Annotated in this window: 13 protein-coding genes and 2 pseudogenes; 8 read left to right on the plus strand and 7 right to left on the minus strand. The window is 56.9% G+C overall.

The genetic code is table 11. The features are described 5' to 3' along the window. Nucleotides 1-582: 582 nt before the first annotated feature. Both PLANPX_RS13170 and PLANPX_RS13175 read left to right on the plus strand, forming a co-directional pair. Complete coding sequence (locus PLANPX_RS13170) at nucleotides 583-1278, plus strand: VIT1/CCC1 transporter family protein (protein ID WP_152099182.1); 696 nt, start codon at nucleotides 583-585, stop codon at nucleotides 1276-1278. A gap of 124 nt (nucleotides 1279-1402) precedes the next feature. After that, nucleotides 1403-1627 carry a hypothetical protein gene (locus PLANPX_RS13175; protein WP_152099183.1) on the plus strand — a complete coding sequence of 75 codons (225 nt, stop codon included), beginning with the start codon at nucleotides 1403-1405 and terminating at the stop codon, nucleotides 1625-1627. 713 nt (nucleotides 1628-2340) lie between these two features. On the opposite strand, the pseudogene PLANPX_RS28435 reads toward PLANPX_RS13175, so the two are convergent. From PLANPX_RS28435 to PLANPX_RS13205, 5 genes and pseudogenes are all read right to left on the minus strand, one after another. Beyond that, nucleotides 2341-3757 (minus strand): annotated as a pseudogene (locus tag PLANPX_RS28435) (integrase core domain-containing protein). Between the two features lie 154 nt (nucleotides 3758-3911). Next, on the minus strand, nucleotides 3912-4586 hold the full coding sequence (locus PLANPX_RS13190) for a hypothetical protein (protein ID WP_152099184.1): 675 nt from the start codon (nucleotides 4584-4586) through the stop codon (nucleotides 3912-3914). A 474-nt stretch (nucleotides 4587-5060) separates the two neighbouring features. After that, nucleotides 5061-5874: pseudogene (locus PLANPX_RS13195) on the minus strand (IS3 family transposase); the annotation flags it as partial. Between the two features lie 1103 nt (nucleotides 5875-6977). Then, on the minus strand, nucleotides 6978-7358 hold the full coding sequence (locus tag PLANPX_RS13200; RefSeq protein ID WP_172992048.1) for a hypothetical protein: 381 nt from the start codon (nucleotides 7356-7358) through the stop codon (nucleotides 6978-6980). 22 nt (nucleotides 7359-7380) lie between these two features. Continuing rightward, nucleotides 7381-8055 carry a ParA family protein gene (locus PLANPX_RS13205; protein ID WP_152099186.1) on the minus strand — a complete coding sequence of 225 codons (675 nt, stop codon included), beginning with the start codon at nucleotides 8053-8055 and terminating at the stop codon, nucleotides 7381-7383. Nucleotides 8056-8422: 367 nt separating this feature from the next. On the opposite strand from PLANPX_RS13205, the gene PLANPX_RS13210 reads away from it, so the two are divergent. From PLANPX_RS13210 to PLANPX_RS13230, 5 genes are all read left to right on the plus strand, one after another. Next, on the plus strand, nucleotides 8423-8854 hold the full coding sequence (locus PLANPX_RS13210) for a hypothetical protein (RefSeq protein WP_152099187.1): 432 nt from the start codon (nucleotides 8423-8425) through the stop codon (nucleotides 8852-8854). A 560-nt stretch (nucleotides 8855-9414) separates the two neighbouring features. Then, nucleotides 9415-12210 carry a cation-translocating P-type ATPase gene (locus PLANPX_RS13215; protein ID WP_152099188.1) on the plus strand — a complete coding sequence of 932 codons (2796 nt, stop codon included), beginning with the start codon at nucleotides 9415-9417 and terminating at the stop codon, nucleotides 12208-12210. Beyond that, entirely contained in the window at nucleotides 12203-12493 is a 291-nt protein-coding gene (locus PLANPX_RS13220; RefSeq protein ID WP_152099189.1) for a hypothetical protein, read from the plus strand. Before PLANPX_RS13215 ends, PLANPX_RS13220 begins: the two co-directional genes overlap by 8 nt. A gap of 12 nt (nucleotides 12494-12505) precedes the next feature. Next, nucleotides 12506-14422, plus strand: coding sequence for a heavy metal translocating P-type ATPase (locus PLANPX_RS13225; protein ID WP_152099190.1), 1917 nt, complete (start codon nucleotides 12506-12508; stop codon nucleotides 14420-14422). A 467-nt stretch (nucleotides 14423-14889) separates the two neighbouring features. Beyond that, entirely contained in the window at nucleotides 14890-15855 is a 966-nt protein-coding gene (locus PLANPX_RS13230; protein WP_152099191.1) for a PEP-CTERM sorting domain-containing protein, read from the plus strand. Between the two features lie 390 nt (nucleotides 15856-16245). Here PLANPX_RS13230 and PLANPX_RS13240 read toward each other — a convergent pair whose 3' ends face one another. Together PLANPX_RS13240 and tnpA are read right to left on the minus strand one after the other, a co-directional pair. Beyond that, nucleotides 16246-17361: a glycosidase gene (locus PLANPX_RS13240; protein WP_152099192.1), complete on the minus strand. Its 1116-nt coding sequence runs from the start codon at nucleotides 17359-17361 to the stop codon at nucleotides 16246-16248. A 337-nt stretch (nucleotides 17362-17698) separates the two neighbouring features. Further along, on the minus strand, nucleotides 17699-17968 hold the full coding sequence (gene tnpA / locus PLANPX_RS13245) for an IS200/IS605 family transposase (RefSeq protein WP_232536417.1): 270 nt from the start codon (nucleotides 17966-17968) through the stop codon (nucleotides 17699-17701). Between the two features lie 1088 nt (nucleotides 17969-19056). Between tnpA and PLANPX_RS13250 the strand changes: the two genes are divergently transcribed. Next, a complete protein-coding gene (locus tag PLANPX_RS13250; protein ID WP_152099193.1) occupies nucleotides 19057-20514 on the plus strand; it encodes an efflux RND transporter periplasmic adaptor subunit in 1458 nt (485 codons plus the stop codon). Nucleotides 20515-20530: the final 16 nt, after the last annotated feature.

Raw genomic sequence — 20530 nt, forward strand, 5'->3', positions numbered from 1 at the left:
CATCTGCTCCGGCTGAGTGGCCGTCTATCTCTGACAATCGCAAAGACATTGATAGAGACGATCGCGTGTCGAGTGCGCAGACTTAAGATCCACTGGCTGAATACGCTTGGCAACTAGTCTTTCACTTGCTATACCGGCCGATTGAATTCTCACTGCCCGCCGAACTCAGCTTTTGACTTAACCACGTCCTTCAAATGTATTCGCTCACTCTCGCATCCTACTTCCACGCGAGACTTTGCGCCGTCTCGTTCGACGTCACCGGCAAAGGGGAGGCGTAGCTTGGCTAATCCATCACCTTCAGGCGTTGCAAGCGGGCGACATATTCCTGGGAGCGGACATCACGCCAACACGGACGAATTGTCGTTGCTCATGGCCGCGGAAGCACGAATTGATACCGCTATGGCTCAGCTCGTGCTTACGACGCAAGGCGTGACCGACGCTACAAGCGCACAAGCGATTGCCGTAGCTGAACTGCGTGAGGCGAGGAACGCCATTAGGTTGCTGCGCGACAGACTCGGTCCGGCCCACCAATGACCAAGTAGTCCTTCGTCTCATTTGTCGCTAGCAGGTATATTGAGCGGCATGAATTCTCGTCATACAGAACGACACCGAATTGCGCGAATCGGTTGGCTCCGCGCTGCCGTTCTCGGTGCGAACGACGGGATTGTTTCTACGGCGAGCCTGATCACTGGAGTCGCCGCAGCGGACTCATCGCGCGGTGCGATTGTGGTAGCCGGTGTGGCCGGTCTTGTCGCGGGTGCAGCTTCAATGGCTGCGGGCGAATACGTCTCTGTCAGTTCTCAAGCAGACACGGAATGTTCAGATCTTGCTCGTGAACGAGCAGAGCTCGCGGCGGATCCCGCTGGAGAGCTAGAAGAACTGACCAATATCTATATCGAACAAGGATTAGATCGTGAGCTTGCTGCTCGCGTTGCCGAGCAGTTGACAGCCCATGACGCATTAGCGGCGCATGCTCGAAGCGAACTGGGTATCGCTCAAGGGATGGAGGCTCGGCCGATCCAAGCGGCGTTTGCCTCAGCTGCCGCATTCGGCTGCGGTGCGATTCTTCCACTCGCTGCTGCAATCGTCTCTCCCGCTTCATCGCTTCTAGCGTCGGTAGTGGTTTCCTCGTTAGTCTTCCTCGGTTTGCTTGGTGGCGTGGCTTCGAAGGTCGGCGGCTCAAGAATTAGCAGTGGCGTCGCGCGAGTTCTGTTCTGGGGAGCACTCGCAATGGCACTCACAGCGGTCGTCGGTCGTGCATTCGGCGTCAATGCGTAGTATCCCGCCGCTTCAGTGCGATGACCGGCCAATTATGCAACGATCCGACGAATCTAAATCACGACTTCAAGCGAACCATGTTCAGTGAGACGGAGTTATTGAAACTTACCCCACAAGTGACGTCATGCCCTCGCCGTTCGTAAAGCTGACTTCAGCAGCGAAGATCGAATTCTGCGAATCTGAAGTCGCAATTACGGTGATTGCGGGAGGGACCGATGATCAGGAGCTTGAAAGAATCTACGCCCAATTTCGCAATTTGCGGTTGTTCCGGGGCGACTACCTAACGCTAATAAGGTTGATTGAATTCAAGGCGAGAGGCGACGATGTGGTTTGGCTCGGCGTCGTGTGACCAGCAGTGACCACGCTCGAAATCTCGGTTGCGGATGGGAAGAGCTCCGAGCCCCTTCAACGATACGGCCTGTGTTCCTGCGCCGCGGTGAGTGCTTTACGCGCCTCTGCATCTTGAAATGATCAGTGAGGAGCCGGTCGTACTTCAATTCGACGAGGCAGCCCCCACTCTTTCTTGCTGCGTAGTAAGCCAAGCCTTGTCTGTCAGGTGCGTGCATAGCTCACATTTGAGCAGAGAACGAATTCTGCCGTGCAAATTACGGCGTTGCGCATTGCAGATTTCGCGTCGGCGAGTCGAAGCGAGCCACTGGGGTGAATCCTTATCGGTATTGGCGGACTTCCGCAATTCCGCGCTACTGCGAATTGGGTTGCAGTGCAGTACTGTTCATTAGCGTGGGGCTAGGTTTAGCGCGAGGTGTCACGGCCATGGGATACACCATTTTCTCAGTAGGCGATGTGGTTCGCATTCGCTCGGGCATCTTCGCCGGCGCGTCGGGCATAGTTGCCTCGCCGACAGTACCCGCTGACTTGTATGCGAGCAGCGAATGCAGTCGCGCCATGCTGCTTCCGGTCACCGTCGAAGCCGTTGTCGACGGCGAGCCTCTCACCTTACGTATCCAACCGGAATCGCTGCTCAAGTCTCTCCCTTCGGCGCCGGGTCTAGGAGCTATTCGGCTCGACGTAGTGACCTGCCCCCGGTTAGTGAACCAATCGTTAAGTTAGAGTTGGCGTTGCCCCAACGCCAGCCTGCTTCGCTTGCTGAGGCGTAGCCGAAGCGAGCGAAGCTGGCTGAATTGCCTCCGGCGCCGGAGCCCGGTAGCCCAAGGAGCTGTGCGGTCGGACTTCGTTGAAGTGTCGCCGCCAGCGCTCAATCAGGACCTTGGCTTCCAGCAGCGTGTCGAACTGCTCACGCGCCAACAGCTCGTCGCGCAGCTTGCCATTAAAGCTTTCAACGTAGCCGTTCTCCCAAGGACTTCCCGGCTCGATGAACAGCGTCTTCACGCCGACTCGAGCCAACCAATCTCGGACCTTCGTCGCCGTGAACTCCGCTCCGTTGTCGCTGCGGATGTAGGTCGGCACGCCACGACGGACGAACAGATCGCTGAGGCGCTCCAGCACGTCTTCGCGCTTGAGGCTTCTCGCCACGTCGATCGCCAGGCACTCGCGCGTATACTCGTCGATCAGGGTGAGCATGCGAATCGCCCGACCGTCGCTGGTCCGATCGGCGACGAAGTCGTAGCTCCAGACGTGATCCGTGTAAGCTGGGCGCAGACGCACGCGATCCGTCGGCGAGCCACATTCGCTTTCGTTTCGGTTCCTCAATCTTGTCGGCGGAGTTCATAATCACCGCCTTCATCACTTGGTGCTGCCGGGAATTTGAACCCCAGCCGTTGGCGTACGAGCGTTCGTGCAATAGAGCGGCAGTGCCCGCGACATGCGGGGCCGCGAAGCTAGTGCCGTTCCCAGCAGGGTCCGGAAGCGTTGGGATAACATTATTGCGGGTAGTCGTCTCGACGTCTCTTCCCGGAGCGAGAATATCTATGAACGTCCGATTGGATCCCGGAACGGTCGTGTAAACATTCTGTGAGTCGGATTGGCGATACTTAGTCCCGTTCTTCTTTGAAAATCCAACCGTGATGCCATTGAAATTGTCTGCTGGGAGGGCTCCCGTGGCTCCATCCTCCTCACCGGCGACGACGTATAGCACATCGTGTTCACGAGCCGACCAGTCAATGTAAGAAGTGAGTGTTGAGCTTCCGTCAGGGTCCAAGCCTGCTGATGTCACGGCGAAGCTCATGTTAATTACGCCGATGTCTCTGCTGTTTGGCAATGACATAGTCGCGAGCAAATTAGCTGATTCAGCGAATTGCTCGTAGGCGTTTTCGGGAGTCGGGCCAACAAGATTCGCTCCGACTGAGTAGAGGTTTGCCTCCGGGACAACGCCCGTCGCCGTCGCGTGGTCCGAGATTAAGAGTCCCGCAACCTTGACGACGTGGTCGCTCGTTTCGGCAAGCTTGTTCTGGACGGCCGCGAACGTCGGAGGGTTGCGGAAAAAGACCTGCGTGGGGTCTACGGAACTGTGAAAGAGAACAGCGTTGGTGTCGAAACTTGGGTCGCCCGGACGGAACAACTCAACCTGACCAATATTGATGCCGCTTCCTTACAAACCCGTCACCAAAGAATTGATGCCGTTGGGGCCCAGCGAATCTTGGCTCGCTTCAAGCGTCTTAAGTGGCAGGACAATCCCAAATGCAACAGCAAGACTCAGTAACAAAGGTCTCATTTTAATGCTCCTTCGTAGCGTCATTCACCGTGAACCGGAATGGTTTGCATACAACCCGCGACGCTTCCTTCTTCGACGGGTTCTTCACTTTTAGGGTTTGATATTTCCTCTCCAGTGGTTGTCGAGCGAGTTTGACCGAATAGTTTCCCTGGGGCATTTTTCCGAGAGGAATTACGGCGAGATTGCTACTGACATTCGCTTCAAAGTGAGGAGCGAAGCGGTACGAGAGAGTGATTTCAGACTTATCTCGCGTGATGTTCGTGAGGTGAACATCCGAGCCATACTCAAGTGCGTAAAAGACTATGTTTAGCTCCTCCTCTGTAGTGAACGCATCGCGCTTGCCAGTGGAGTTCTGGAGGGCTTGAGTTAACGCCTTAAGCGAGTCAATCCCTGTACCGGCTACGACAAATCCTTCAGTAGATTCCTTCGAGCGTGCTACAGAAGCAAAGGCCTCGTTGAGCTGCTGAGACACTTGGCCGTCACTTGAGACGTAGTTGCCCGCATCGTCTTTGTGCGTTGATGGAAATGCTTTGGTGCCAGGCATCGCGAGTGCCCAGACCTCCTTCAGCGGTAGGACGACCGGGGACTTGGGGTCGTTAGGTTCCACAGCAACCGATACGCTCGCAACGATGGCGATCGATAGCAAGGCACTGAGTAATGCATGAGCGTGAAGCATTTGACACTCGATGTTCTGGAGGGATTGACATCCTATCAGAGAATGGGTGAAGAAGATTAGATTCTGCAAATAAGGCGAATGCTTTCAAAAGCGATAGCATTGTGCGATGGCAATGCCAGCATTTCAGCGGAGTGCGAAAATGAGGCCGGTGGCATGCGTACTAACGACCTCAAACAAGAACCTTAGAACGATCAGTGACGAAGAAACTGTGGTCATTAACGGCCTCTTGCCCTGATTCTAAAGCAGTGATGATTTGCGTTGCGGTTCGCTGAATATAGTCCAGCGATTGCAGCAGCATTTCCTTGTCACTAGAGTAGAGCTGAATGTAGTTGGCTGAACGGGTGACTGCATCTAGTCCGATCGCTCTGCTAACCACGAAGGCGACTGCTTCGGCTTCGAATTCGCGTACCTTTCGTGTCGTCTCCTTGCGTCGCTCCGAGTGATGTGACCTGCCCCCGGTTAGTGAACCAATCGTTAAGTTAGAGTTGGCGTTGCCCCAACGCCAGCCTGCTTCGCTTGCTGAGGCGTAGCCGAAGCAAGCGAAGCAGGCTGAATCGCTTCCGGCGCCGGAGCCCGGTAGCCCAACGAACTGTGCGGTCGGACGGCGTTGAAGTGCCGGCGCCAGCGCTCGATGAGAACCTTGGCCTCCAGCAGCGTATCGAACTGCTCTCGCGCGAGCAGCTCGTCGCGCAGCTTGCCGTTGAAGCTTTCAACGTAGCCGTTCTCCCAAGGGCTGCCCGGCTCGATGAACAGCGTCTTAACGCCGACCCGAGCCAGCCACTCGCACCTTCGTCGCCGTGAACTCGGCGCCGTTGTCGCTGCGGATGTAGGTCGGCACGCCGCGACGGACGAACAGGTCGCTCAAGCTCCAGCACGTCCTCGCTCTTGAGGCTTCGGGCCACGTCGATCGCCAAGCACTCGCGGGTATGCTCGTCGATTAGGGTGAGCATCCGAATCGCCCGGCCGTCGCTCGTGCGATCGGCGACGAAGTCGTAGCTCCAGACGTGATCTTTGTAGGATGGGCGCAGCCGCACGCACGAGCCGTCGGCGAGCCACAGTCGCCTCCGTTTTGGTTTTGCTTCTGCGGCACTTTCAGGCCCTCCTGACGCCAAAGACGCTCGACGCGTTTGTGATTGACCGTCCAGTTTCCCGACGCGGCTTCCTTCAAGATCGCCTTATCAAGCTCCGCGTCGGCGAGCAATCGCTTCAGTCGAGCGTTCTCTTTCTCAAGCTCTTTGAGACGCTTCGCTTGGTCCATCCGCAAGCCGCCGTACTCCTTCTTCCATTGGATGGTGGCGGTCAAATGCGATGGAGTGTCGGTGCAAACAAGTGACGACAAATCCATTCGGCTTAACTTCACTAACTGTACGATAGAAATGCCAGACGGAGTCGGTGGTGGAGCTAACACGGTCGAGTATGACAGTGCGGGTAAGGTACTAACACTTAGCGGCCTTGACGACGAAGTGGCATATCTTGCGTTCAAAGGAACGGATTTCTCAAAGGCTGCTCGGTCTCCAAAGTTAGTGCTTGATATAGTGTCGAATCGCGATGCTCAGACTGTACCGCGACGGCCTGCGAACTAGACGAGAATGTCGCGTGAAGAAACTCGGTCCCATTGAGTGGGTCTGGGGCGTTTCTTGAAACTCGTTGAAGCACCAGTGAATCGTTCTGGAGCTGTAACTGTTGAGAATTCACAAAAGATTCGCCGTATCGACTCTGTTTCTGCTGATGCCCGTTGCGGCTTCAGTTTTTGGGTACGCACAATGGAGGAAGCAGAACCTATTCGAGGAAATCAAGAGCATCCAAGCATTGTACGAAATCCCAATTCCAGTCACTGATGATTGGTTGTGGCCGTCTCCACCGAAGAAGGTAATTATTAGAGCAGGCAGGTATAGCAGTAGTCCGAACGTCATCGAAGCTCGAGCACGACTTCGACGCCTTGGGGTTGAAGTTGAAAATGACTTCTCTTACCAAACGTCTGAAATTAGAACGCCGACGAAATCGTTTCCTCAGAATATGCTTGAACCTTTCAATTAGCTCGCCGGTCTTGGCGCATTTGGTTCAATCCGGCAGGGGTTAAATTTGTCGGCACATTGCATACATCTGACATTTCTTCTAATGACGGTTCGCGGCGAAGTTTGCGCGTTGATCCTGAAATTGCTGCCTTCAATTCCTTGTCGGCCAATGTGCTGTGGCTAGTCATGGCGTTTGGCCTCATCTGGGAATCGACCAACGAATTATTAACAGTTGGGTCAGCCATCAGACGGAAGAAATGGTGCTGCGTTACCGACGTATGTTGCCCAATCAAGAACAATCCGCGATCACCCACGTGCTCGCAGCTTAGGCATTGTGCTGATGCAAGCTCTTTCGGCATAACGCCCGGCGGCTTGGCTACTCTAGAAATCCTTGCTTGGTTAACCAGCCGAAGATAGCTTCTTCGACGATCTCCTGCTGAGTATCTGGCTTGGCGTGATTGAGACGCTGTTCCAAGTGTGCTCGACGAAGTGCATTGGCAACTCGATGGGAAAGTCGAATCGTCACGGGCACTAGCATTTGATCGAGAACTTCACTGGAACTGGGAACGCCGTGGGGCGGCCGACCTGTTGCCCGCTGTTGCCGCGACGGCGCATCTTTTTCCGTTCGTGATTTGGTTCTCGACTCAGCAATGTCGATCGTCCGCTTTTTCTCTTTCGGCGGACTCGTAGGAGTTTGAACTACTGTCGATTTTGACTGCCCATTGATAAACGCCAGCTTCTCGGGCGTCATTTCCATTGCCGTGCCTAGTGATCTTCTTTCAGCCATTCTCTACGTTCTGCCTCCTTACATTTTGTTTATTTGTCACCGCATCGCCCACGAGCTCGCGAAAGAGCCCGTCGAGATCCGCTGCTGCGTGCGAACCTTTACGCCCGAATCGACCGACAACCGTCCCCTGTTGCGCTGCGTCGCGGTACGCTTGCAAATCGCGAACGACGTGCTGAGCGACCTGAAGACCTAGCTGTGGAGCGCCCACTTTCAGTTCTTGACTGATAGTGTCGCGGGTCTTCATCTTGTTCAGCACAAGCCGTCCGTCGGGTCTGCCGCCGTTGATTCCCTGAGCGTATCTGAGGACCGTCGTCGCCCCGGCGACCGACCTCACATCGAGAATCGAAGGCGAAATCGGGAAAATGGCCAAATCCGCGAGGATGAACAAGGTGCGACTCAAATCTTCCAGCCCGCCTGGAGCGTCCCCTATCACGAAATCGTGGCTAGAAACTAATCCTTGGACGCTTTTAAGGCATTCCTCGGGAGTGTCAGCGACGCGAATGGTGATTTTGGGTTCCGCTTCGACGATCCATTGCGAACTCGAACGCTGTTTGTCCGTGTCGAGTAACGCCGTTTGAAAGCCTTGGTCGAAGAGCCACACGGCAAGGTGCGTCGCGAGGGTGCTTTTGCCCACGCCGCCTTTGGAATTTGCGCAAACGATCATCATGTTTTGACCCTAGCGCGAAAGCATCCTGACTGACAAGCATGTTTTTTTGCTGCGATACTTTGTTGCTTTCAGGCAACCAGAGTGACCGTGCAGCAAACTTCATTGCTGCCCTGCAACGATGCAATAGTCCTGGCGTTCATCACAGCAAGCCGGACTCCGAGCCGCCGCTTTCATCGTTCGTTTGGAACGAAGTCGTCTTCCGCAGTTTTAAGTCTGGGTACTTGAAGGCGGTTGACCTCGTGCTCTTCCGACAACTCCATCGCGCCGCGGCCAAGCGTATGTACCGCTTTCTCGACAAGCGGTTCTATCACAAGTCGCGATCCGGACGCTGGATCAACTACTTATCGCCTACTTTAAGGCGATTCCGGTGGGTTCAGTCGAGCCGCTGACGATCAGCGGCATGGAAATCTATGCCGCACACTTGCGCCGGCTGCTGGGCGTCAAGTTTCAGATTCAGTCGCTTGAGCTCGTCGATCTGCAGAGCTACGTCTCGGCACGAGCCAAGGACCCCGGCATTCGCGGCCGCCGGGTCAGCCCCGCGACCATTAAGAAAGACATAGTCACGCTTCGCACTGTTTGGAACTGGGCGGTGCAAAGCGCCCTACTCTGCAAACCGTTCCCGGGACGCGGCCTGAGATTTCCTAAGCTCGAAGAGAAAGCTCCATTCCAAACGATCGCGGAGATTGAACGTCGCGTTCAGCGCGGGGGTCTCACCAAGGCGCAGAATGCTGATTTGTGCCTCGTGGCTTCAAGTTTCCAGGGCTCGAACCAAAACCATCACCGAACGCCATTCCACTAAAACCGGACAGTATAATCCCGGTCGCTCACCGCCTCATGGCGGAAGGCGAGCAGTTCCTGACATCACTGCGGGCGTTCTGCGATGCAATAGAACAACCTCGCTAAGTTCTAGGCGTTGACGGCAATCGGCCAAATAGCGATAGCAATAGGAGCATTCGTTGCTCCCCCTGACTTACTTATTGCATCTTCTCGGCTATTATAAACAACGGCCTGAGAAGCGCCGTAGTTGACCGCTCAATGCCTTCCATACGGCGATGAGCTACTCTCTGTCTTACGGTTAATCTCACCATCAACCTCTTGGGCGAGTCGCTCCGTCAACGGGCCTTGGAATGCGGCACCGACTTCGCCGTTGTGCAACCGAACTCGCGACGCAAGCGACTTCGCCGTATCCGCGGCAGCCAAGCTCATGCTTTCGTGTCAACGGCGGCCCGAGCCAGTAGGCGGGTTGATCGGCCCTGGGCTGGTTTCTGCCCAAGGACAATCAATCGTTAGGCACGCGGTCGCGGATTCGTGTACAGTCTGTACTGCTGTTCATAATGAACTGGCAAGCAAGGAGTTTATTTGGAGAGCGAAGCGAAAATACGTTCGGCAAACTCGCGATCCCATAACGAATCTCGTTCGAAGCCCGAAATAGAGTCGTGGCACACCCTTCCACTGGCAGAAGTTTTCAAGCGGCTCGACGCGAATGAAACTCAGGGATTAGCTCAGGCCGACGCGTTTCGAAGGCTCGCTCAGCAGGGCCCCAATACCTTAGCACGGGCACAGCAGCGTACGACCCTGTCAATCTTGCTGGCCCAGTTTCACAGCCTCATCGTGGTCTTGTTGCTCGCGGCGACGGCGATTGCGTTCGCGATGGGCGAGAACATTGAGGCGGTTGCCATCCTCGTCGTCATCGTCATCAATGCCGGCATCGGCTTCGCCACTGAATGGAAGGCTGAGGAGGCACTGTCCGCTCTGCAAAAACAGACGGTGCGAGTCGCCCATGTGATCCGAGACGGCGCAGAAAGGCAGATTCCCGCCGCGGAACTGGTGCCTGGCGATCTGGTCGTCCTCGCAGCGGGCGCGCGGGTACCCGCCGACGGCCGGATCGTCGAGAGCGTTCGTCTGCAGATCGAGGAGGCCGCGCTAACAGGTGAATCTCATGCAGTGACCAAGTCGACTGCACTGCTGACCGATAAAGACTCAGCACTCGGTGATCGCTTCAATATGGCCTTCCTAGGGACGGCCATCACGGACGGACGCGGCCGATTGGTGGTGACGGCTACCGGCTCGCAAACGGAGGTGGGCAAGATCGGAGTCCTGATCGATGCGGCGATCACCCGCGACACGCCGCTGGAGCAAAAACTTTCCCGTCTTGGTCAACTGCTCATCGTGGTCGTGTTAGCGCTGTGCGCTGTAGTCGTCCTCGCTGGTTGGCTGCGTGGCGTCACTGACTTTTGGCACATGCTGGAGATCGGTCTCTCACTGGCCATTGCCGCCGTGCCTGAAGGGTTGCCTGCCGTGACCACCATGACGCTTGCACTAGGAATGCAACGCATGGCCCGCATGCGCGCGATTGTGCGCCGACTCCCTGCTGTCGAAACTCTGGGTTCCGTTACTGTAATCTGCACGGATAAGACCGGAACGCTCACCAAAAACGAGATGACTGTATGCGTCTACGCATTGGATCAACGTCGCGTCGACGTGACCGGGGCGGGATATCAGCCGATCGGCGATTTTCGAGTTGCGGATAAACCGGTCGACCAGCGATCCGACGAACACCTCGCACTTGCTCTACGGATCGGTATGTTGTGCAACGATGCGAAAGTGGAACGGACTGACGGCCGTGTCACCGTGCTGGGCGATCCAACCGAGGCGGCCCTAGTCGTCGTTGGCGAGAAGGCCGGGATGAACCAAGTCGACTTAGCCGCCGAGTTTCCCCGCAGCAGTGAATTGCCGTTCGACAGCACCAGCAAACACATGGTCACGGTGCACCGAGCGCCGCAAGGTCGGATATTCGCGTTTGTCAAAGGCGCACCTGCGACTCTACTTGCCGCGAGCAGCACGCAATTCGGAGCGACCGGAGTAACGTCCCTCACACCTGACGATAGCCGGCGCTGGCACGAAACCAACCAGGAATTGGCCAGTGCTGCGCTGCGCGTTCTGGGCCTGGCATATCGCGAACTGCCCGAGGGCTACGACGAGGGCGACCTCGGCCGGGATTTGATATTCGTCGGCCTCGTCGGCATGAGCGATCCGCTCCGTGACGAAGCGAAGGCCGCCATCGCCACGTGTCGCACGGCAGGTATTCGTACCGTGATGATCACCGGTGACCAGCAGCCGACGGCGGCCGAGATCGCACGGCAACTGGGCATCGACTGTGATCTCGATGGGCGTCCGCTGGGCGCCGTCCATGGTCGCGAGTTAACTGGCCTGGACCTCGCGGGTTGGCAACGGGTGGTAGCCGACGCTGCCGTGTTCGCCCGCGTCTCGCCCGAACACAAGCTGCAGATCGTCGAAGCGCTGCAAGAGCAGGGACATGTCGTCGCCATGACAGGCGACGGCGTAAACGACGCTCCAGCCTTGAAGAAGGCAGACATCGGTATCGCCATGGGCATCAAGGGGACTGAGGTCGCCAAAGAAAACGCCGATATGGTGATCACCGACGATAATTTCGCCAGCATCGTTGGGGCTGTTGAACAGGGGCGGATTATCTACGGAAACATTCTGCGGTTCCTCCATTATTTGCTGTCATGCAACTTCTCGGAAATCCTTACGGTATTTCTCGCGCTCATGATCGGGTGGCCCCTGCCGCTAGTCGCTCTCCAAATCTTGTGGCTCAATTTGATAACCGACATCTTCCCGGCATTTGCGTTGGCTCTGGAGCCATCGGCTCCGGACGTGATGAAACGCCCGCCGCGCGATCAGAAGGAGTCGTTACTAACGCCTCGATTCGTCGGCCTCATTGTTTGGCAAGGGTTGCTACTTGCCGGAGTGACGCTCCTCGCTTTTAGAGTTGGCATGCACTGGTACGGGACTGATGGGGGCGGTCTGCGTCAGGCGACGACGATGGCCTTCATGACGCTGGCCCTCGCACAGGTCGTCCACGCCCTCAACGCGCGATCCCAAAGGCGGTCCGCGTTCACCAGTCGGCTGTTTACTAATGGTTGGCTGTGGGCTGCTGTGGGGATTTGTCTGGTGCTGCAGGCAGCGGCGGTCTACCTGCCGCTCCTGCGAAGGGTCCTCCATACCTCCGTACCTAGCGCGTCGGACTGGTGGGTGATCGCCGCCTGCTCGCTACTGCCTGTGGCCGTGATCGAATTAGTCAAGTTGGTCCAGCGAATCGCCGTTCGAAATCTAGGAATCTCCCATGTTTAAGATGATGACGCGTTTCGTGCTGAACGGCATCGGCAACGTCGGTGTGAGGGAGAAGCCGATCCCGCTCCTTGAATCGCACGACGCCATCACCCGTACGACGGCTGCACTAATCTGCATGTCTGACATCCGCACTGTGGTTGGCGACATCGGCAACCGCCAAGGCCTGACGCTCGGCAAATGCGTCGCAGTTAACGCGATCCCACCTACGTGTGCGGCAATTGGCAATGCGGCTACCGCCAAGCGTTGTAGGAGTGCTGACAAGTGTTTGGCAGTGAGTTTCTGATCTCGTAACTCCATGGAATTTCTGATGGAAACGCCCACGCCTGAAGGCCGGCTTTCAAAGCTGAGGGAGTTCTGGACCAACCGGCAGATGGTGATCATCGCCTGCGTCGCACTTGCGGGCATCGCGGTACATCTGATTCTCTGCTACGTGATACACAGCGGCAGCCCGTCGTATCAAATTCCCTTGTGGGTTGTGTTGGTATTCGGGGGAATTCCGCTTGTCTACGAGTTGCTAAAAAAACTGGCGAAACGCGAATTCGGTTCCGACCTTCTGGCAGGCATCTCGATCGTGACCGCCGCTGTACTCGGCGAGTATCTGGCGGGGGCACTCGTAGTCCTCATGCTTTCAGGCGGTGAAGCCCTGGAAAGCTACGCCGTCCGCAGCGCGTCATCGGTCCTGCGCGCGCTCGCCCAACGAATTCCATCGATCGGCCATCGGAGTCAAGGCGGACAAGTGGTCGACGTTTCACTTAGCGAGGTGGCTGTCGGCGACACGCTCGTAATCTTTCCTCACGACATTTGCCCGGTGGACGGAGTTGTCACCGAGGGCCGCGGCGTCATGGATGAGTCGTTCCTGACAGGCGAGCCGTTTCAGATGTCCAAGACGCCAGGCTCGGAAGTGATCTCCGGAGCGATCAACGGTGAGTTTGCACTGACGATCCGAGCGACCCGTCCGGCGGCCGACTCGCGATATGCAAAGATTATGCAGGTCATGCGATCCGCAGAGCAGAATCGCCCGCGGATGCGTCGACTTGGCGATTCGCTAGGCGCATTCTACACGCCACTGGCAGTGCTGATCGCGCTGGGCGCCTGGGGCGTGAGCGGCCAATCAAGCCGCTTTTTGGCAGTGCTCGTGGTCGCGACGCCTTGCCCTCTCCTCATTGCCATCCCGGTCGCCATCATCGGCGCGATATCACTGTGTGCACGGCGTGGAATCATTATTAAGAACCCAGTGGTCTTGGAAACGATCGCCACTTGTCGCACGGCCATTTTTGACAAAACGGGCACGCTGACTTACGGCCGTCCTCGCCTCACTGATCAGATCGTGGTTTCTGGCGCTGACGCGGTACATATCCTGGGACTGGTCGCCAGCCTGGAGCGCTACTCCAAGCATCCCCTAGCGAGCGCTATCTTGAAATCAGCGACGGAAGCCGGCGTGACGCTTCAGGAGGTGGCCGAGATCAGCGAACCGCCCGGTCAAGGCATCCTCGGCACTGTCGCAGGCCACACGGTGCGGATTGCTAGCCGCGGCGCGCTGGCCAAATTCCCAGTCGCAGGATCCGATCAAATTCCGTCCCATGCCGGCGGGCTGGAATGCTTTGTCGTCATTGATGACCGCTATGCGGCAGCATATCGGTTCCGTGACGAACCTCGGACGGAGGGCGTTTCGTTTATCAAACACCTCAACTCCAGGCACGGCTTCAAGCGTCTGCTAATTGTTTCGGGAGATCGCGAGTCCGAGGTTCGCTACCTCGCAGAGCAAATCGGAATCTCGGAAATTTACGCCCAAAAAACGCCCGAAGAAAAAGTGACCATCGTCCGCGCCGAGACGGCAAAGGCGCGGACGTTGTACGTAGGGGACGGTATTAATGACGCTCCAGCGCTGATGTCTTCGACGGTCGGCGTAGCGATCGGACAGAACAGCGATATCACTACCGAGTCAGCGGGCGTCGTGATCATGGACAGCTCACTGGAAAAGGTCGACGAGTTCATGCACATCAGCCGTCGGATGCGGCGCATTGTTCTGCAGAGTGCGATCGGCGGTATGGTCCTGAGCGTGGTCGGAATGGCCCTGGCCAGCGGCGGTCTGTTGTCTCCCGTAGCCGGCGCAGTCTGCCAGGAAGTCATCGACGTGTTTGCCGTTTTTAACGCATTGCGTGCGGCCATTCGTCCGAAGGAACTCTCCGACTTCGGCGACGCAACGACTTAGGCGCCCGGAAATCCACCTTCGCACACTTAGCCGTTCAAGCTTTCCACTCCTCATTGTTGCAACCTTGCAACGCTCCGTCTCGATTTTAGCTGCTTCAGAATGGTCGAGAGTCGTCTCGCAAGTTCAGAAGTCTGACCTCGATCCGTACGTCAAGTTTTCCAGCAGCCGACGACGCAACGGCCCTGGAAGTTGTAACGAGACAACAAAAAATATTACGTCTAACTTGTGCGAGTAGAATTTGAAAGCGAGTGTAAGCGTCGCGAGCGACTTCTCGTGACGTGTGGCAACTCGGCGAATACCAGCAAGGTAGAGTCACGCAAGCAATTTGCACTCACCGAGGCGCCGATCGCCTTGAGACGCAATCTCATTAAGTGGCGTCGACGGCACCTTTTCACTAGCGAGAAGACGTAAAATCGCGGAGGCGTGGATTAGCGGGCGTAATAACCACGCCGGCCCTGGCCCAGACGATGTTTGGCAGTCTGAGCAACTTTGATGTGATTAATGACACGGGCCAGACTACGCGTGGCTTTGAAATCGAACTTGAAGGGATCAGCCCTTCAGATATCGCCTTCACATTCGGCAACCCTTACATTCGCTATGGCGATCCGGTGAAAGTTGCCACCGGGACAGGAACGATCGTGCGGTATGCCAGTGCGTTTGATGGAAGCAGCTGGGCGGTTGGCACCCCCGTACCTGCGGGCCCTTTTCCGACGGGCGGACACGCATGTTTCTTTCCGGCGTTTGGCGGTGACCCGAACTACGAAACGCTGGGAGGCGAGCATTTCGGCGTCGCTTTGAATGGGAATCCGACGAATACGACTTATCGTTGGCTCCTCGGCGATGCCGCAGGAAATCTCAGTGCGGCAGGGTCGAACGTGAAGATTCCAGCGCCGGTGTGGAACGTCCAGCCGCCAGCTAATCCCGCTGCGCCGGCGGCCGTCCAGGCGGTGATTCCGGCGCTCCCGAAAGAACACCCCGAAGATCTCTTCGGCGAAGCGTTGTGGGTGAAGGTGTTCGTCATTGAGGCCGCCGAGCCCGTCGAATTGGAACATCTCGTCCCAGGAGACCCAGGGGTTCCAGACGGCTCCGAGCCGACTGAAGTCGAAATCGAATGGCAACTCCTGCAGGATGGCAAGGATGGCGTGGGCGAAGTGGATAGTGGTTTCGATGACTTGGCAGCTGACTCGGAATCGGTAACCCGTCGTTACGAGTTCTACAGCTACATCGGCCCGTACGACGCCGAGGGAGAAGCTACGGAAGAGAATCCGGGACTCAATCTGGAGTTTGTGGGCGACTTCATGGGCTCCCAGAACGCCGCGCTCAATCTCGCTCCGTTCGCGATTCCCGAACCCGGCTCTCTCGTCCTGCTCGGCATCAGCCTTGCCGGTCTAGCAGGGGCTCGCCGACTACGGAGGAAATTCGCCACTGCGTAGCAGGACGTCGAGTAAACTGTTTCAATGACGAAAGGCCCGTCAACCCTTCGCGGATGACGGGCCTTTTATAGCTTTAGTTGGATCAGGCGGGCTGGGGAAGTTATCGCTGAGCATCACGCTCGGCCCAGGTGTGAGGTGATCAACAACATGTTCGTCCGGCATCAAGAGCGGCATCGCACTGATCGCATTATTTGGTTGTGTGCGGCGGTATGTGGCGCTAACTACGGGATTGTGTCCACATCGAGTCTGGTAGTTGGCGTCGCCGCGGCAAACCGACTGATCGGGTCCGTCACGCGCGGCTTGTTCGCTAAAATAATGGCCGAAGTTTGTCTCATGAATCTTTGCGTTTGCATGGTTTTTATCGTTCAACCTCCTTGTTCTGCGCAATAGTCACGCTTTCACCACTGCACCGGGCGAATCGGCGGGCGCACCTAGAGGCAAGTGATCGGGCAGATCGAGACGGGCCACGCCAATCCGGCTGTCCGCCATCCCGTAATATACGTCGATGCGGTCCGGCAGCCCTAGGTCGTCGCGACGGTCGATGCCGGTAGGGAACACGACGTTTGGGACGGTTCCGCTCCGTTCGTGCGGCAGCAGCGGCGTTAACACAGGCTCTTCCGATCTGTGAAGAATTTCCCACGGATGCTCTTTCGAGAGCACCATTACTCCGGCCGAGTAGCACAGATGATGCGTTATGCTACCTAGCTCCTCGACTTCGCTCACGCCGTGGTAAATGATCAGCCAGCCATGTCGGGTAAGGATTGGTGGAGTGCCGCCACCAATCTTGAGCGACTCCCATGACGACACCGGAGTCGCGAGGCGGTGATGCGAATTGAACAGGGCGGGATGATGCGATTCGGCATCCCCCGAGGGCATTGGGCAGTAGGATATCCAGATGCTTTCATGATCGAGATCCACCAATCGGCACGCGCCTTGGCAAGCTGTATCCTCAGGATAAGTGCCGCGAAAAAGCGGTCGATGGAGGATGGCCATCTGCATTTTTCCAGCGTGATTGGGAATGGCGACGGGGAAAACGCTGGCGTCTTTGTTGTCCACATGGGCGAAGTCGATGCCGCGATAGGCTTCAAAGGTCGCCAATCCGAGCCGCTTCCAGTGGAACAAATCCTCCGATACCGCTAGGGCGATCCTTGGACCGATCGGAGAATGCGCCGTGTAGGTCATCACAAAGCGATGCATCGGTTCGACAAACGTGATCCGGGGATCCTCACAGCCACCGCTGCCATCAGGCCGCAGTTCGTAGTCAGTCTCAGGCTCAAGTGCGATGCCGAGCCGCTGCACGCCGGTTGGGTCGCCAATTTCGTTAAATATGACTCGGGCAATGCCGATGCGCGACTTATTGCCCCGCGCGACGAGCCGTGGAAACAGGTAGAGCTGACCATCAAGGCCACGAACGGCCGCCGGATTCAGGACGCCTTCGGCCTCCTGCGCATTCCCCGCCTCCGGCTCCATGATCTGCCCGAGCCGCTGTAATTGAAAGCCGCTCATCGACACTCCTCCTGGCAATGTGTCGTACGTCGAACGGCGTCTAAGCTTTCTGAAGCTCGCTCTTTCGCGCTTGGCGATTTGTTCGACCTTACCTCTTCGTAAGTGCCGTAAGGAAGCAGAATGACTGTGGTCAACCGGCAATAGTCACTGGTCAGCAATTTATTGTCGCCCGCCCTTCCTCAAGAGCTTCTTGTTCCGTTTCACTTCGGCCTCTAAATCGCGCCGAAGCGATTCGCAGACGAGTTCGCAGATTTTTTCCAGCACGGGATCCTGAAGGCGGTAGAGAGCGAAGGATCCCTGCTTTCTGCGGGTAACGAGTCCAGTGCTCGCCATTTGCTTAAGGTGCTTGGAGACATTCGCGAGCTCCCGTGCCAACAGGGTTACGAGCTGACTGCGTCGGCGGGCATGACAGCAACACGTCCACATGATCCGCGGAGACCGCCCCCTGCAAAATCTCAATCTGGTTCGCCCGACAAACGTCCCGAACGAGTTCGCGAACTCGCTCACCCACCGCGCCCGTCAGCACCTTCTTACTGTACTTCGTCAACCAAACGAAATCGTACTTAATGTCAAAGCGGCTATGCGCTCCGGTCCGATAATTCTCCATCACACCAATATACTAACCTAAAGGTTTCGCCTAAAGGCGAGGGTTTCACACCCATCGTCGTGACAATACATGGTCAATTAGTTCGGGCGGCCAAATTCACGTTGCCCCAGAAACTCACTACTGGCTGGCAGGTTTATTCGGCTCTCGCCGACCGTCGCCTCCGACCACAGTTCCCTCATTGTTAGAAGGACTCTCTCTTGCTGCTATGGCCTCAGTCGACGCTCCCATTGAGATGCAATCTCATCAGGCTTTGCCTGCTAGGGAGAAGACTAAGAAGTGCCGACATGGCAGACTTGCTGCTACGGCAATTTGGCGGAGTGCACCGGACCGCGACCTCCCCACGCATCTTGACCTGAGTTGACGGCATGGCAACACTCAATTGCAAGGAATCGCAGGTCGGTACCCGCGTCCTCCACCACGTTATTTTCTAATTGATCCGGGCGATGCTCACTTGCGCTCGAAACTTGTTGCTTCGGCGAGCAGTGCGAGCGGCGGTCTATTGGGTGATATCGCTCCAGTTTCCAATTCCGCTGTTGCATTGCCACGGTCAGGAATTGTCGTTTGACGGCTCGCCCACGGCTCACGTCCAGCGACACCATGGCGAGGGCGACGCTGACCTAGGACACTGGCATTGGCACTGTGTCCTCCCGTGGGAGCTAGGACAGGAAGAGAAAGACCCTGAAGATCGCCATCCTTTTCCGATCCTCTGCGCAGGCTCGACTGAATCGGTCGCAGTACTCGATGTGCAGTCGGAAAAGGTCGACATCGCTGTTTTGCCGCAGCTTGTTTTACCGTTTGCGGTGCACTCCGGCTCTCCCTTAAGCCTTCTCGCGCCAGCGAGTCGCAATATTGGATTCATGCATTCATTTATGAATGTGCCGCTCTGCGCGCTGATTGGCGTGTCATTACGTTGATTAGTGAAGCGGTCGCTGCGCTTTAGATGGATCCTGTGTAGTAAGGCCTCCTGCTAAAGCCATTCTTGCCGCCGCGATTCTTGGCGTCGTTCGGCGATCCGCGCCGCTGCATTAGCTTAGCCCCGCAAGACGCGATCCGTTCATTTGGCTCTCTAAAGCTGAGGGGACTTCTGTATGAGAAGAATATTCGTGTACCCGTTCATCGGCGTCGTGGTTATCAGCGTCGTTGCGACATTGAGTCTTTGGAGGACTTCTCAGCAACCGACCGATCCGCCGACGGTTTCAGAACCATCCGAACGGGGGTTGCGCGATCTCGTGGCGCTATCCACGGAGCAGTTGCGCCAGGCCAACATTAAGATAAGCGTGGCGAGCGAAACAGCCTTTCAGCCGACGAGAACAGTACCTGGGCGTCTGACCTATGATCAAGACCGCTACGTCGCCGTGAAAGCGGCGTTCAATGGCGTTGTGACGGAGTTTAGGGTGCGTCCGGGCGATACCGTCGCAGCGGGCCAGACCTTGGCGGTGCTAAGCAGTCCCGAAGTCGGCGTGGCCCGGGCTAAGGTAAAGAGTCGCCAAGCAGACTTGCAGTTGGCGCAACGACAAGCCGAATGGCAAGCGAACATCAGGGACGGCGTCACGTCGCTCGTACAACTGATTCGCGAGGAAAAGGCCCCCCAGGAGATTGATTCAGCTCTCCAGTATCAAACAGTGGGGGAGTATCGAGAGCGACTCGTTTCGGCCTACACTCGCGTCAGATTGGCGAATGTCATGGCCGACAACATTCGCGAGGTAGCCAGCTCAGGAGCCATTTCAGGAAAGGTGCGGAAGGAGCGTGAGAGCGAACGGCAAATCGCTCAAGCCGCGCTCCAGTCGGCGATCGAGCAGTCGATTTTCGATGTTGAACAGCTGAGCAAAGGGGCGACGGCAAAATCTGATGACGCTACACGCCAGTTGGAAGTAAGCCAGCAGGATCTGAAGCTACTGCTTGGGCCGTCATCGCGGACAATCGACGGAGAGACCTCCGAAGCATCGCCCGAGGACTCACTTTCCCAGGTCGAGGTTGTTGCACCGATCGACGGAGCCATGGAGGAGCGAAGCCTCGCGGTGACTGAGCGAGTTTCAGTAGGGGATCCGATTGCCGTGATCGCCGGCACGCGTCATCTCTGGGCGGTGGCTGATATTCGAGAACAAGACTGGGCGACGATCGATGTCGACGTTGGCGCCGAAGTCGTGGTCACAACTCCTGCGTTGCCTGATGAGCGCTACGCGGCTGAGGTCTTGGTCGTCGGTCGGAGCGTCGATGCCACGACGGGCGCCGCCTCGCTCGTCGCGCAGCTTGAGTCGGAAGACCGCCGACTACGCCCAGGGCTGTTTGTACGCGTAAAGATCCCGGCGGGACCATCGAGAGCCGCAGTAACCGTGCCGGAGTCGGCAGTCGTGGTGCATGACGGTCAGTCGTTTGTTTTCGTACCTGAAGGGCCGACTCGGTTTCGGCGCGTCGACGTAAAACCGGGCGAGCAGGAGCGAGGGCAAATTGAAATTCTGGCGGGCTTGGCTAAGGAAACGCCGATCGTCAGCGAAGGAGCTTTCTTCCTGAAGAGCGTATTGCTGATGGTCGGCCAAGACGAATGATCTGTGACGCTGCTCC

Source organism: Lacipirellula parvula, assembly GCF_009177095.1.
GTDB classification, from domain to species: Bacteria; Planctomycetota; Planctomycetia; order Pirellulales; family Lacipirellulaceae; genus Lacipirellula; species Lacipirellula parvula.